The 14,494-nt window shown below is 36.2% G+C and carries 11 protein-coding genes; 5 read left to right on the top strand and 6 right to left on the bottom strand.

Annotated features, from left to right (window positions below; genetic code table 11):
* Window positions 1-80: 80 nt before the first annotated feature.
* Window positions 81-1,820, top strand: coding sequence for an S-layer homology domain-containing protein (locus tag RBB48_RS08500; RefSeq protein ID WP_306007530.1), 1,740 nt, complete (start codon window positions 81-83; stop codon window positions 1,818-1,820).
* Between the two features lie 56 nt (window positions 1,821-1,876).
* Here the strand turns inward: RBB48_RS08500 and RBB48_RS08495 are convergent, their stop codons facing one another.
* Entirely contained in the window at window positions 1,877-5,506 is a 3,630-nt protein-coding gene (locus RBB48_RS08495; protein ID WP_262719707.1) for an MSCRAMM family protein, read from the bottom strand.
* A 391-nt stretch (window positions 5,507-5,897) separates the two neighbouring features.
* Window positions 5,898-6,770, bottom strand: a complete 873-nt coding sequence (locus tag RBB48_RS08490; protein ID WP_306007529.1) for a Cof-type HAD-IIB family hydrolase — start codon at window positions 6,768-6,770, stop codon at window positions 5,898-5,900.
* A 134-nt stretch (window positions 6,771-6,904) separates the two neighbouring features.
* Here RBB48_RS08490 and RBB48_RS08485 point away from each other — a divergent pair, with 134 nt between their 5' ends.
* Complete coding sequence (locus RBB48_RS08485; protein ID WP_098082645.1) at window positions 6,905-7,522, top strand: DNA-3-methyladenine glycosylase; 618 nt, start codon at window positions 6,905-6,907, stop codon at window positions 7,520-7,522.
* A 62-nt stretch (window positions 7,523-7,584) separates the two neighbouring features.
* Here RBB48_RS08485 and alsD read toward each other — a convergent pair whose 3' ends face one another.
* Together alsD and alsS are read right to left on the bottom strand one after the other, a co-directional pair.
* Window positions 7,585-8,343: an alpha-acetolactate decarboxylase gene (alsD, locus tag RBB48_RS08480; RefSeq protein WP_306007528.1), complete on the bottom strand. Its 759-nt coding sequence runs from the start codon at window positions 8,341-8,343 to the stop codon at window positions 7,585-7,587.
* Window positions 8,344-8,359: 16 nt separating this feature from the next.
* Window positions 8,360-10,048 (bottom strand): acetolactate synthase AlsS, encoded by a 1,689-nt coding sequence (alsS, locus tag RBB48_RS08475; protein WP_306007527.1) that lies wholly within the window; start codon window positions 10,046-10,048, stop codon window positions 8,360-8,362.
* A 399-nt stretch (window positions 10,049-10,447) separates the two neighbouring features.
* On the opposite strand from alsS, the gene RBB48_RS08470 reads away from it, so the two are divergent.
* On the top strand, window positions 10,448-11,005 hold the full coding sequence (locus RBB48_RS08470; RefSeq protein WP_199694994.1) for an HAAS signaling domain-containing protein: 558 nt from the start codon (window positions 10,448-10,450) through the stop codon (window positions 11,003-11,005).
* Between the two features lie 24 nt (window positions 11,006-11,029).
* The gene (locus RBB48_RS08465) at window positions 11,030-11,626 is read left to right on the top strand and encodes an NDxxF motif lipoprotein (RefSeq protein ID WP_306007526.1); all 597 of its coding nucleotides are present in this window, start codon (window positions 11,030-11,032) and stop codon (window positions 11,624-11,626) included.
* 41 nt (window positions 11,627-11,667) lie between these two features.
* On the opposite strand, the gene RBB48_RS08460 is transcribed toward RBB48_RS08465, so the two are convergent.
* Both RBB48_RS08460 and RBB48_RS08455 read right to left on the bottom strand, forming a co-directional pair.
* Complete coding sequence (locus RBB48_RS08460; protein ID WP_048545636.1) at window positions 11,668-12,024, bottom strand: YlbF/YmcA family competence regulator; 357 nt, start codon at window positions 12,022-12,024, stop codon at window positions 11,668-11,670.
* Window positions 12,025-12,167: 143 nt separating this feature from the next.
* Window positions 12,168-13,304 (bottom strand): DUF445 domain-containing protein, encoded by a 1,137-nt coding sequence (locus RBB48_RS08455; protein ID WP_141542748.1) that lies wholly within the window; start codon window positions 13,302-13,304, stop codon window positions 12,168-12,170.
* A 134-nt stretch (window positions 13,305-13,438) separates the two neighbouring features.
* On the opposite strand from RBB48_RS08455, the gene RBB48_RS08450 reads away from it, so the two are divergent.
* Complete coding sequence (locus tag RBB48_RS08450) at window positions 13,439-14,491, top strand: YheC/YheD family protein (protein ID WP_088062103.1); 1,053 nt, start codon at window positions 13,439-13,441, stop codon at window positions 14,489-14,491.
* The last annotated feature ends 3 nt before the right edge of the window (window positions 14,492-14,494 follow it).

Genomic DNA, 14,494 nt, shown 5'->3' with positions numbered 1-14,494 from the left:
ATACTTGCTACTAATTTAAAATACATCTAAAGGAGGACTGTTAACACGACATATATACTATAACGTGTTAAAAAATAACTATGAAAAAAAGGTTTTACAACATTTTAGCACTATCTTTGGCATTACAAGCATTTATAGCACCTACCCATTCATTCGCAGAAAATATAGAGAAAACTGCGGAATTGTCTATTGATGAACAAGCGTTAAAAAGCATTGAAGAACATGCAAAACAGCATAGACATGACGAAGAAAACGACCTTGAAATCTCGGGTGAATATCTTCTCCACTTATCAACAAAACTTCCACTATACGATGCAAACGACTTAAAAACCAAAACAAATATTGAAATTGCTGAACCAGTAGTAAAGGCAACAAAGAAAAAAGGTAATACATATTACGTACAAACTACATCCGGTTCTGGTTGGGTTAATAAGGAAAATAATAGTTTAGAAGTACAAGAGATTCATAAACTTTCAAATCAAAAACTAATTGTGAAAGACGAAACATCAATATATTCATTCCCTTTCCAATCGTTTAAAGAAGAAACGACATTACAGCCACAAACAGTAGCTCCTACTGAACAAGCTGGAAATTGGTTTAAAATTCAACTGAACGGAACTGAGAAATGGATTTATGCTCCTTCAGCTACATTTGAAGGTACAAAAGCATCATTATTTGAAAAAACAGGTTCTATCGAAAAGAGAAGCGCAACTTTCTTCAAAACACCATCTAATTTGCCTACAAATAACGTTTATGGTGTTACATTTAAAGAAATGATCGTTCCAAAAGGGAATGAAAACATTCGTCCTGGCTACGCAATGGAACCGAAATACATTACAATTCATGAAACTGCTAATACAAGTAAAGGTGCTAACGCGTTAAATCATGCGAAGTACTTAGATAGCCAAGCACGCGGAAATACTGATCGTTCAGCATCTTGGCATTTTACAGTGGATGACAAAGAAATTTATCAACATCTTCCATTAAATGAAGTTGGTTGGCATGCTGGAAATAAGACAGGAAACTATGAATCTATCGGAATTGAAATTGCTGTGAATAGTGATGGGAATTATACGAAGGCGGTAGAAAATGCCCGAAAATTAGCTGCTTATTTAATGAACGAATTAAACATATCTCTAGATCACGTGCAAAAGCATCAATTTTGGAGCGGAAAAAACTGCCCTGCATTTATGATTCAACGCGGACAATGGGATGCTTTCTTAAAAGGCACGAACGCTTACTATAATGAACATCGTAAAGAGGTTATGCCACCGCCAGAAGTCCCTCATGAAAAAGATGACATTACAGGTGGTTGGTATGAACAAGACATTCGTCAATTAGCAGCTAGGAAAATCATGTTCGGTGATGGAAATGGTTCTTACTGGCCAAACCGCCTCGTAACACGAGCGGAGTTTGCAAATTTAATGTCGCGAGCTTTAAAATTACCGGCTGGAAACGCTAAATTTACAGACTTAAACGAAGCACATCCATCTTTAGTAGACGGAATTAATCGTGCAGCTAGCGCAGGTATCATTAATGGTCGTGGGAATAATAAATTTGATCCGACTGCTACAATAACACGTGATGAAGCTGTTATTATGATTGACCGTGCATTAGAATATAACTGGATTTATAGAAAAGAAGTGAAATTACCATTCACTGACCAAAATTTAGCATACGATAAGAAAGCATTACAAAATGTTTACGCATACGGCATCGTAAAAGGGAACGAGCGCAATGAATTCGTACCAAAAGGCACAGCAACACGTGCTGAATCAGCCGCATTTTTAAATCGAATGCTTAAGGTTATTGAAGCTTAAACAAAAAACTAAAAGGCATAAGAGATAACATTTCTCTTATGCCTTTTATAAAACTATTAACTATTTTTAATCATAAATCTAAGACGTATCCCTAATAAAACAAGAGCAAAACCAACGAATGGAAGATAATTCATATCATGTCCTGTGGCTGGAAGGCGTTGTGCATGAGACGCACCTTGTCCTTTTTCTGGTGAGGTAGGTTGTTCTTTATCTACGTTTACCATTCCTTCACCCGGTTTCTCTGTCTCTTCACCTGGCTTTTCTGTTTCCTCACCCGGTTTCTCTGTTTCTTCACCTGGCTTTTCTGTTCCCTCACCTGGTTTCTCTGTTTCTCCACCCGGTGTTTCTGTTTCTCCACCCGGTTTCTCTGTCTCTTCACCTGGCTTTTCTGTTCCCTCACCTGGTTTCTCTGTTTCTTCACCTGGCTTTTCTGTTTCTTCACCTGGCTTTTCTGGACCTTTTTCTGTCTCTTTTTCATTCAATACTTCTTGTTTCGCTACTTTATTAGCTACAACATTTACTTCTACTGTAACCTCTAACGCTTTGTAGCCTTCCGGCGCTTTCGTTTCTTCTAACGTATACTTTCCTGGCACTAAGTTTTCGAATTTCACAACGCCGTCTTTATTCGTTGTTTTCGCCTCTCCAACTACTTGACCAGTTTCATTTTTTAGCTTAAATTCTGCACCTTCTAGAACTTTTCCACTCTCTGCATCCTTTTTGATTACTTGTAAGCTTCCTAGTTCTTTTGCATTTTCTACTTGTACTTGTACTACTTTGTTTGCTTCCACAACGACTTCAATTTCTTCTTTTAACAACTTATATCCTTGTGGTGCTTTCGTTTCTTTTAATGTGTATGTTCCTGGTTCTAATTTCTTAGAGGTTACTTTACCAGTTTTATCTGTTCGTAACGTCTCTACTTTTTTACCATCTTTGTACACTTCAAATTCTGCATCTGATAATACTTTCGCTTTATCTTCTGCATCCACTTTTACGATTTCAAATTGACCAAGGCTCTTACTGTTCGTTACTTTTACATCAATAACTTTTTCACCATCAACTGTTACATGAATTACTTGTTTTGTTAACTCATAACCTTCTGGAGCTTTTGTTTCTTCTAACGTATATTCACCAGGCACTAGTCCGTCTACTTTAACGATTCCAGATTTATCTGTTGTAATTCCTTCTTTTACAACATTTCCTTTCACATCTTTCAATGTAAATTCTGCGCCTGCTAAACGTTTCGCTTGATCTTTATCATCCGTCTTAATAATTTGTAGAGAACCTAAGATTCTTTCGTTTTCTGCCTCTACTTTTACTACTTCTTTCTCGTTTTGTATTGTTACTTTCCATTCTTTATTTGAAAGCTTGTAACCTTCTGGTGCTTTCGTTTCTTTCACTGTATATTCTCCTAATGGTAATTTTGGTGACATCACTTTTCCATTCTCATCTGTTTTCAGTTCCGCTACCATTTTACCATCTTTATATACTGTAAATTCTGCACCTGATAATACTTTCGCTTTATCATTCGCATCTACTTTTACAATTTCAAATTGACCTGTTACTTTTTCATTCATAACTTCTTGTTTTACTACTTCATTTGCTACTACGTTTACTTCTACTGTTACTTCTACTGCTTTATAGCCTTCCGGCGCTTTCGTTTCTTCTAACGTATACTTACCTGGCACTAAGTTTTCGAATTTCACAACGCCGTCTTTATTCGTTGTTTTCGCTTCTCCAACTACTTGACCAGTTTCGTTCTTCAGTCTAAATTTTGCGCCTTCTAGAACTTTTCCACTCTCTGCATCCTTTTTGATTACTTGTAAGCTTCCTAGTTCTTTTGCGTTTTCTACTTGTACTTGTACTACTTTGTTTGCTTCCACAACGACTTCAATTTCTTCTTTTAATAATGTATATCCTTGTGGCGCTTTCGTTTCTTTTAATGTGTATGTTCCTGGCTCTAATTTCTGAGAGATTACTTTACCTGTTTTATCTGTTCGTAACGTCTCTACTTTTTTACCATCTTTGTACACTTCAAATTCTGCGTCTGATAATACTTTCGCTTTATCTTCTGCATCCACTTTTACGATTTCAAATTGACCTGTAGCTTTTTCAACAGTTTTTTTATTCAACACATCTACAGTCACTGTTTTATTAGCAGCTACATCAACATGAACTAAGCTAGATGATAGTTCGTAACCTTTTGGTGCTTCAACTTCTTTTAATGTATATGTTCCAACTGGAAGTTGTTTTGATAAAGCTTCACCTTTACCATCTGTAATAATTGTTTCGACAACGTTCCCATCTTTATCTATAACATCAAATTTTGCACCTGGTAAAAGTTGACCAGATTCACTATCTTTTTTCAATAATTTAAATTGACCATTTTCTACTTTTTTCGTATTCTTCATAACAAATTCAATTATGTTTGTATTATCAATTGTTACTTTTACTGGTGTATCAACTTTTATATATCCTTCTGGTGCACTAATTTCTTTTACAAAATAATCACCAAATGGTAAATCTTTAACTTCCGCAATACCCTTTTCGTTTGTTGTAACAGTAGCCACAACATTATTATCTTTGTCTATAACATCAAATTTTGCGTCTTTTAAAACAATGTTTTCATCGTTTTCATCAACTTTTTTAATTTGTAAATGTCCTTTTTCAGCTGCTGGCTTATTCCACTTTGGCCAGTTAAATTTAAAGTTATGGACCTCAAAGCCATCTCTTTGGTGTAATCCTCCAACATAGGCTTGTCCATTAATAGAACCACCTTTTGTTTCTACAACTGCATTAGGTGCAAACACACTACCTACTACACCATAACCTTTAGTTGTTATCTTTGTAGCATTAGGAAATACCCAAATTACCTTACTAGCTAACTCAGTAAAAGATGAATTAGGGTCGTATGCTTGAGATGTATTAATTAAATCCGTCGCCATCCCAGTATTTCTTGTATCATACAAAATTGCACCGCCACCAAAACTCACTTCTTCTGCATCTGAATAAATAACAATAAAGTCTTTATTCTCTACATTCGGAAGAAAAACGTCTTTTACATCAAATGCTTTCTTTCCCGTCTGGCCTGAAGAGACATAAATATTAGGGTTGTTTACATCTTCACCGATTCCAAAGCTCATATTAGGTTTTGGCTTATCAGTGTGTAGTTTACTTGCATCCCCAATTACACCATCAACGTCTTTTCTAAATTCTTTAAACTTAGCATCAATCTCCGCTTGCTCTTTATAAGAGATACGGTCATATGATGATTTCATTGCACCTTCTGGGTCACCATCTTTTGTCATCGCCACTGTTCCATCTTGGATAATTACTTGTCCTGTTCCCGCTTTCGTAAATTGACCGCCTAGTAATAATGACGGATATCCTTCATCTACCCATGTCGCCCCAGCTAAATTATTCGCTCCAGTTGCAGCCGCTAAGACTGTATAACTTGATGCATTCATATTTTTTTGAACAGCCATCGCACCCTCAATATCCGCACTCGTTGCACTATGATCTCCAAAAATGATTGCATTGTAATAAGATACATCACCTAAACCTTTTAATTCTGTTGTAGCTGCCTCTGCTTTATACGGTAAATGGATTAAAAAATTCATACATACTAGTAACACAACTATAAAACTACTACTTAATTTTTTTATTTTTTGATTAAATGATTTCCTCAAAAAATTCATTCCCCCTTTTAAATTTCCTAAAACTACAAAAAAGCATCTTTCATATGTACCAAGCCTTACTCACAATAACTTAAAATCATCCATTTAAATAAAAACAAGAGACTCTACAACTGCTTAATAAAATTACTACAATTCATTTTTGAGATAATACGTGAACTAAACTATCATGCGGAAGTATTTTTTGCATATGGAGCTCAACAAAATTAATCTGAAGAATATTTCATGTGGTGTAACTATTTTGGCAACATCACCCACTTTACAACAGTTTTCTAAAGGATTCAAGTAAATTGTATGAACTTCAGACACAATTTATCTAGTAAAACGTTTTCATCTTTCGAATAAAACCAATAAAAAAACGTAGCCAAAAAGCTACGTTTTTCTTTCATCGTTTCGGTGTATTTTTATGATTTTTCAAAAACGGAAGCGGGAATTGCTTACGGAAATGTTCTTTAATCATATACTCTACACCGTTCTCACTATTTGAACGTGTAATCCAGTCTGCTGCTTGCTTTAATTCTACAGGCGAGTTCCCCATCGCTACACCAAGCCCTACATTTTCAATTACTTCTAGATCTTCTAAACTATCTCCAATCGCAACCATTTCGTTTAGCGAAATATTTAAATGCTCTCCAAGCAATTGTAATCCGCGTAATTTTGATACATTTTGCGGCAAAATTTCTATTCGTTTTGAATCACACTCAATATACTCTATATCTTGGAATGCTTTTCGTAATGTATTTAACCCTCGTTCTCTTTCACCTTTACTTTGGAAAATTACATCAATTTTCGGAGCCGCTACTGGATGATCACGAAGCGCATCACCTAATGAGTCTACAAATTGAACTGGATAAAATAACGGATCTGCACTTGATAATACAGTACGCGCAATTAAGTTTGGTGTATTCCTCTCCCGATTTCCGATTGAAAACCGTTCATGAGAAATGCGGATGTTACAATCAAAGTGCTCTAATACTTGCACAATGTTAAACGTCTTCTCTTCCGATAATCTTCTTTGAACGTACGGCTTATCTAACGTTGCTGAAACGAAAGCACCACCGTGTGTCACTAGGATAGAATCTAATTTTAACGCCTTTGCAACTTTATGAGCAGACTGAAAATTACGGCTCGTAAATAATGTAACGTATACATCTTTTCTTTTCACAAATTCAATTGTTTCTCGTAATCCTTTTGCAATTTTTCCGTTGTTGTATAGTAGTGTCCCATCTATATTAAGAGCTAGTAAGCGATAAATCATGTCGCACTCCCCCTCTTCGCTGTTGTACTCTATCCATAATTTATGAAATAAATGTAGCAAATAGAACGAGTTAGAATTACTACTGAAAATTTGGTTTACTATATACATATACACTCAGTAAAGGAGATAGTACAATGCAAGCACCACCTTCCTTTTATGAAGGCGATACGTTAGAAGTCGCAAAGAAATTACTCGGACAAAAACTTGTACATACTGTAGATGGAATAAAACGAAGCGGAATCATTGTAGAAGTAGAAGCATATAAGGGGCCCGATGATAAAGCCGCACATAGTTACGGCGGCAGACGAACAGATCGCACAGAAGTCATGTTTGGCGCACCGGGGCATGCTTACGTATATTTAATTTATGGTATGTATCATTGTTTTAACGTCATTACAGCGCCAGTTGGCACCCCACAAGGTGTTCTCATTCGAGCCCTTGAGCCAGTAGACGGGATTGAAGAAATAAAACTTGCACGATACAATAAAACCGACATTACAAAAGCGCAGTATAAAAATTTAACGAACGGCCCTGGCAAACTATGCCGTGCCCTCGGAATTACTTTAGAAGAACGAGGCGTATCCTTACAAAGCGACACATTACATATTGAACTCGTCCCAGAAGAAGAACACATATCATCACAATATAAAATAACAGCAGGACCTCGTATTAACATCGACTATGCAGAAGAAGCTGTACATTATCCGTGGCGTTTTTATTATGAGGGGCATCCGTTCGTTTCAAAGAAATAAACGATATCAACAAGAAATATTAATAAAAGAAGACTGTTCCACAATGGAACAGTCTCTCCCTTTTACTCTGCACCTTCCGCAGTCGCAATATTATCCTCTAAGTTTTCTCTAGATAATTCAGCCGCCATAAAATCAGCTGTTTCTGGAAGTGCTAAATGCATATGAGCTTTTTGACAAATTTGGATCGTACAGCTTTCAACAATATAATCGAAAACATGTCCTCCCCCGCTTCTTTCATCATCAATATAATGTAAGTGGAAACCCGCTACACCAATACCTTGCGCGTAATCTGGTGTCCAAAATCCAGCAAGCGTACCTTCTGTATGTTTAAATGAAAAGATTGGTTGTGATTTCGTCACTTCAACGAGCGGTGTATACGGTTTTTCTTGTCTTGGAACAGTTCTCGTTCTTACTTCACGGAACGTACCGTCCATTCGAATAGCGTAAAATAAGTTTTTACTTGGCATTAATTCATGTAATAATGCCTCAACTTCTTCACGATTCATCGGACGCTCTACCGTATAACTCATTTCTTTTTCGAAAAACGTTACAGTCGCAAACGGTGTCGTTTCTTCCGGTTCTACTTTTTCTGCTGAACCGTCTGAACGTAAATGATAAAATTCGTTATCGAATGCAATCATTTCACCATCTAATTGATCAAATGTACCGATGCCGAAATCACCACGTTCTTTCAATTCCTCAAAGCTAATTACACCATCATATATACCATCTAATAGCGCAAGCATTGTAGATGTTTGATATACTTCATTACTCATTTTCGTTCTTTTTGCATCAATATCAATGAGTTGTGCAACAGTCATCTCAATCATGCCTCCATTAGTTTAATTGGTTTGGTAATAATTTTCCGCTTAATTTAATGTTGTCACGGTAGTCAATTGGAACATCAATAATGACAGGACCGTCTGCTGCTAATGCTTCTTTTAATACACCTTCTAATTCATCAGGCGTGTTAACACGAAGACCCTTTGCACCGAAACTTTCTGCATATTTCACAAGATCGACATCGCCAAACTCTGTAGCTGATGTTCTACCGTATTTCATCATTTGTTGGAACGCAACCATATCATATGTACCATCTCTCCATACAAGATGTACGATCGGTGCGTTTAAGCGTACCGCTGTTTCTAATTCCATCGAAGAGAATAAGAAACCACCATCACCTGACACGGAAACAACTTTCTTGCCCGGTTCAACTAAAGTAGCAGCAATTGCCCAAGGAAGTGCAACACCTAACGTTTGCATACCGTTACTAAATAATAATCTACGTGGTTCATAAGAACGGAAACATCTTGCCATCCAAATAGAATGTGAACCGATGTCACATGTAACGGTTGTATCGTCACTAATTAAAGAACGAAGTGTACGAATCACTTGAAGCGGATGCGTAACACCTTCTGAAGCACGGTTTGGAACTTCTGCTTGTTCTGATAATTTCGCACGTAATCGTTCTAACACTGCTTCTGATTTCGAACTTAATACAAGTTTCGGTAATTTTTCTGCAATGCTATTTACAGTTAAAGCGATATCGCCAATTAATTCGCGCTCTGGTTGGTAATCATGGTCGATATCTGCTTGATGGTCATCAAGATGGATAATCGTTCTGTCTCCAAGTTTATTCCAGAATTTCGGATCATACTCAATTGGGTCATAACCGATCGAAATAACAAGGTCTGCTTCTTCTAGTAAAATATCACCTGGTTGGTTACGGAATAATCCAACGCGGCCAAAGAAATGATCTTCTAACTCACGCGAAATTGCACCAGCTGCTTGATATGTTTCAACGACAGGAAGTTCTGTATCCGCAATTAATTCACGAACGGCTTTCGTCACTTCATTTGTGCTCGCTCTCATACCGAGTAAAATAACTGGTAATTTCGCCGATTTTATTTTTTCTACTACATATGTAATTTCATGTGTGGGAGCGATTCCAAGCTGTGGCTTAGAAAGCGCACCGATAGACTCTACAGTCGTTTCAGCTGTCATAACGTCTTGCGGCAGACTTACTAAAGTAGCTCCTGGATTAGTGGAAGTCGCACTTCGGAATGCATTTGATAGTGCTTCTGGCACATTATCAGGATGCTCTACTTCTACGCTATATTTTGTGATTGGTTCGAATAGTGCAGCATTATCCATAGATTGATGCGTACGTTTTAATCGATCCGTACGTGGAACTGCACCAGCTAAAGCAACAACGGGATCACTCTCCGCATTCGCAGTAACAAGACCTGTCGCTAAATTCGATGTCCCTGGTCCTGAAGTTACAAGACATACGCCCGGTTTCCCTGTTAATCTACCAATAGCAGCTGCCATAAATGCTGCGTTTTGTTCATGACGACAAACAATTAACTCTGGTCCTCTTTCTTGCAGTACATCAAATACAGAGTCAATCTTCGCTCCTGGAATACCGAAAACATGTGTAACACCTTGTTTAATTAAACAATCAACAACAAGATCTGCTCCTTTTGTTTTTGTCTTCACGTCGTTTGCTTTTACACCTGTACTCAAACTAATCATCCCTTTATTTCATAATGTGTGTAATAAAGATTTTTAATTTCACCTAGTTAATTAACGTGGTGAAGTATTATTTATCATTATATTACAAATGCATTATTTTTCCAACAATATGAATTTAACATTATTTTGACAATCGCAAAGGAATGCGCTTACAACCCTTTATTTATCCTAAAATAATATTTTTAAAACTTCTCTAAAAATGTACAAAAAACTTCCATCTTGGCACAGTATTAAAAACATAACAGTACCTTGCAAAGAAGACTAGTAAATGATATATTTGTAAATATTGGAATACCCATTAATTGGAACACACTTTGTAATTCGTATCCCCCTTTCAAAATATAGCATTCTCAACTTTAATCCATCATTCTATAAAGGAAAGTGATTGTTATGAACAAAAATGAATTTTTGGAACAACTTAATTCTTCCCTGCGGAATATGCCTAATGCAGAAAAGAAAGATATTATTTCAGAGTATGAAACTCATTTTATCAGTGGTAAACAGGATGGGAAATGTGAAGAAGAAATTGCTAGAAAACTAGGAAACCCCAAAACGATCGCGAAAGAACTTAATGTTTCCTATGCAATAAGCAATGCTGACAAGAAACGAAGCTTCAAAAATATGATAACCGCACTATTTTCTGTTATGAGCTTAAGTGTTTTAAACTTTACCTTTATCATTATCGCCTTTTTCGTACTACTCTTTTTATTACCGATTCTTCTAGCACTTATCATTGCTACTCCACTATTAATCATTTCACCTATTTTATTAATAGGGTTAGGATTTTTTAAAGGGTTTCATCAAATCAGTTATTCCGATGTTTACAATGTGTTCATCGCTTTTTGCAGCGGTTTACTCATATCCGTCATATGTTACCAAATGGTGAAACATCTATACGCAACTTTAGTAAAGTATTTGAAATGGAATATAGCTATTTTACAAAGATAATAATGAATATAAAAGGAGATTAAAATGAAGAAGTATACTTTATATCTACTCATGTTACTTACAATTTTATTTCTATCAGCTTGTTCAAACAGTGCACAACATAAGGAAGAAAACGATGTGCAATCTATTAAAGATGTAACGATAAAAATTCCAGAAACTATATTCACTTCCTCAAAAAAGAATGAAACGATTAACGAAGACGAAATGAAACAAAATATAAAAACGTATTTAAATTATAGCGGAGAGTTAGACGAAAACATCGTTCCACTTTCATCAGCCATGTCTGACGAGGAAGTCACGGAATCCGATCGGAAGAAATTAAAACAACTAGTAGATTTAGCGCAACAAAACGATGCGAATTTCCTTAATTTTATTAGTAACAATACGATTCCTGATGATTACAAACAGCCTTCGAAGGAAATTCATGATTACATTTCAGCGTCTACGGCACTTTCAGTAGAGCTAGAGCAAGAATTAGACAAACTCGCGCAAGATGGTAACTTATTCAAAACTGATTTTTCTTTTACAAAACGCTTTGAGAAAGTGAATGGTAGGAAGCAAAAAGAAATTGAAACATTTTTGAAGGAAAAGAATATTAAGACGGAGTATTTCCACAAATAACAAACAAAAAAGACGCCCCTATACAAGGGCGTCTTCCACTATTACGCTTGTTGTTGCGCGTTATATAATTCTTCAAGTGGCTGCATGATAATTTTGTTAACGTCAGTGATAACGATGTTTAGGCGTTGCTCAGTTTCCATTAACTTTGTGATTTTAGCATCTTGTTGAATGCGAGCTACAACTTCTTGTGCTTTTTGGTTATCTTCTTCAGTGATTTCTTGACCTTGCATCATTTTTTGTTGTAGGCCAAGTTGCATTGTGCGGAACTCATCGAATAAGTTCTTTGAATTTGCATCACCTTGTACTGCTGCGTAGCTTGCTTTTAATGTTTGGAAATCTTCGTTTTCAGCGATTGCTTTTTGTAATTCATATGCAACATCATGAATGTTTTTTGTCATTTTATTTTTCCTCCTTTAGAAGGCTAGCGCTTATCATGCGCACCGCCTTTTAAGTGCATTTACATACGCACCTCTTCTTACCATATCAAACTATGCAAGAGATGTGAAGAAATTTCACTTTTATTTCTATGTACTTATCTTTACTACATAAGGAACAACAGTAATAGCCCTTGCACGAGTCCAATCATTCCGCCTAATAAGGCACCTAAATACGTAATCATTTTCAGCTCATTTCTTGTAATGGACAGCACTAAATCTTCTAGTCGCTCTGTTGAAAATGTAGACACTTCTTGTTGGACAATTTCCGCAAGGTGGAGATTGTTTAATATACTTTCTACGTTTTCTGTCCCCCACTTTAAGCCTTTCGTTACAGCACTTGGGACTAGCTTTTCCTTGATTGTTTCTCGAACTGGCTCACATACTTGCTGCACAGATTGATTTAAAAACTTACTCACTGTTTCCTCCACTTTAACTGCTGACAATATGGAGCTTACAATCATTTCTTTTTCTACAAACGTTTCTAATTCTTTTACATCTCTTCCTTTTAACTTTTCCCACTCTTTTTGCAGTACGTCAGTTAAAAGCTGCTTTGTTCCATCTTGCCCTAAAAACTTAATGACTTCTGGCTGCACACGATCCACTACACTTACATTCCCTAAAAACATTCCGACTAAGTTAAGTAGCGTTCCCCTAGAAGCAAAGAAATCATCAATCATTTTTGAAAGACGTGCTTTCCCTTCTTCACTCTCAAAGAAACTAATTCCTCGCTCTAAAATAAATGCCGAGACATTTGGGATTGTATTCTCTATTTTTTCATGAACAGAATGAGGTAAAACCTGTTCCCATGTATATGTATAATACTCTGCTAAAAATGCCTCTATTTTTTCTGTAATCACATGTTCGATTTTCCCGGTCGCCTCTTTTTCTACATGTACTACATTCCATTTTTCTAACATATGTCGTAACGACTGTTCATTCGTAATTACTTTATCCACTTCTACTTGTGTCCATTGAATTAAACCTTTTTGAAACTCTTCATTTGTTAATTTCTTTCCGATTCCTTCTGGCGTTAACAAATGTTCGACAACCATTTTCCCTAATTGAACAGCAAGTTCATCGCGGCGCTTCGGAATTAACCCTGGTGTAAATGGAACTTGAAATTTTCCAATATAAATAGGGCGATGAGGACGAAATAACATTTTTATCGCTAAATGATTTGTAAATCCTCCAATAATCGCTCCGAGCCCTGTCGTCGTTAACATACTTAACCATATATTCATTACAATCAACCTTTCGCTTCTCCAAAACTATAGCATATCATCATACGGACAAAAGTATAATGGTATAAAAACGTATTTGCAATATATAGCTATGCCTATTATGCCAACATTTTGTTAGTAAAGGAGTGATTTCGTTGGTTCTCGGTATTTTAACTTCTCACCCTCATTATGAGCAAATGTATTACACCGAAATCGCTAAACGCGCTCGGCTTTATCATAATGTCGTGGCCCAGTTTACGCCATTTGGTATTGATCCTAAAACGGACCTTGTCTCTGGTCTTATTTATGATACAGATACAGGAAAATGGAAAGAGCAAATATTCCCTATTCCTTCTTATATTTACGATCGTTCTTCTTTTAACGAGGAAACAGACTTCAACAAAGCAAAATCAATTATTCACTCATTACACAACCGTCCTACCACTACCTTTTTAAATAACACACTCATTGACTTAAGCGAACTTCATGATTTATTTCTCACGAATAAAAAATTATCTCCTTATATACCAAAATTTGAAATAGCAACGATACAAAACATTTTCAAACTGTTATTAAAAACAAAAGATATTATTATACGGCCTACTAACACACATTCCAATGAAAGTCTGTACCGGATCACTTATAAAAACAAAACGTTTCATATCGATACGATAAATGGTGACTATCATACTTCTACTCCAATCAAACGGACAGATGAATTTATATCTTGGTACAAATCTAACATACGATCAGCACGTTACATCACCCATACAATGCTGCAACCACCAAATCAATTAACATACCCGCTCCATATTCGAACCATTTTGCAAAAAAATAAAGAACAGAAGTGGACTGCTATCGGCCAATTTATACAAAAAAGCTCATTTCCGAATCAACTTTTACTTTCGGCAACGGATGATTCCTCGCTGCATTCATTTTCAAAAATTAAATACGTACTATCTAGTACCGGTGTACAATTATTACAAGACGCTTTACATGACATTATCAATGAAGTGTTTCAAACATTAGATGAATCTTATTCTTCGTTATTCGAGCTAGAGCTTTCCACTATTATGGATCAAAAAGGGGCAATTTGGCTTATGTATGTCAACACGATTCCCCCGTACGAACATTACATTCGTCATAGTGATGCACTAGCCGAAAAAATATATCACGGACCACTAAAGTTTAGTCGCTTCACACCATAATGA

Source organism: Bacillus sp. MMSF_3353 (genome assembly GCF_030733445.1).
Taxonomy (GTDB): domain Bacteria; phylum Bacillota; class Bacilli; order Bacillales; family Bacillaceae_G; genus Bacillus_A; species Bacillus_A wiedmannii.
The sequence above is the reverse complement of the archived record's forward strand: the minus strand, read 5'-3'. Positions and strand labels throughout refer to the sequence as shown.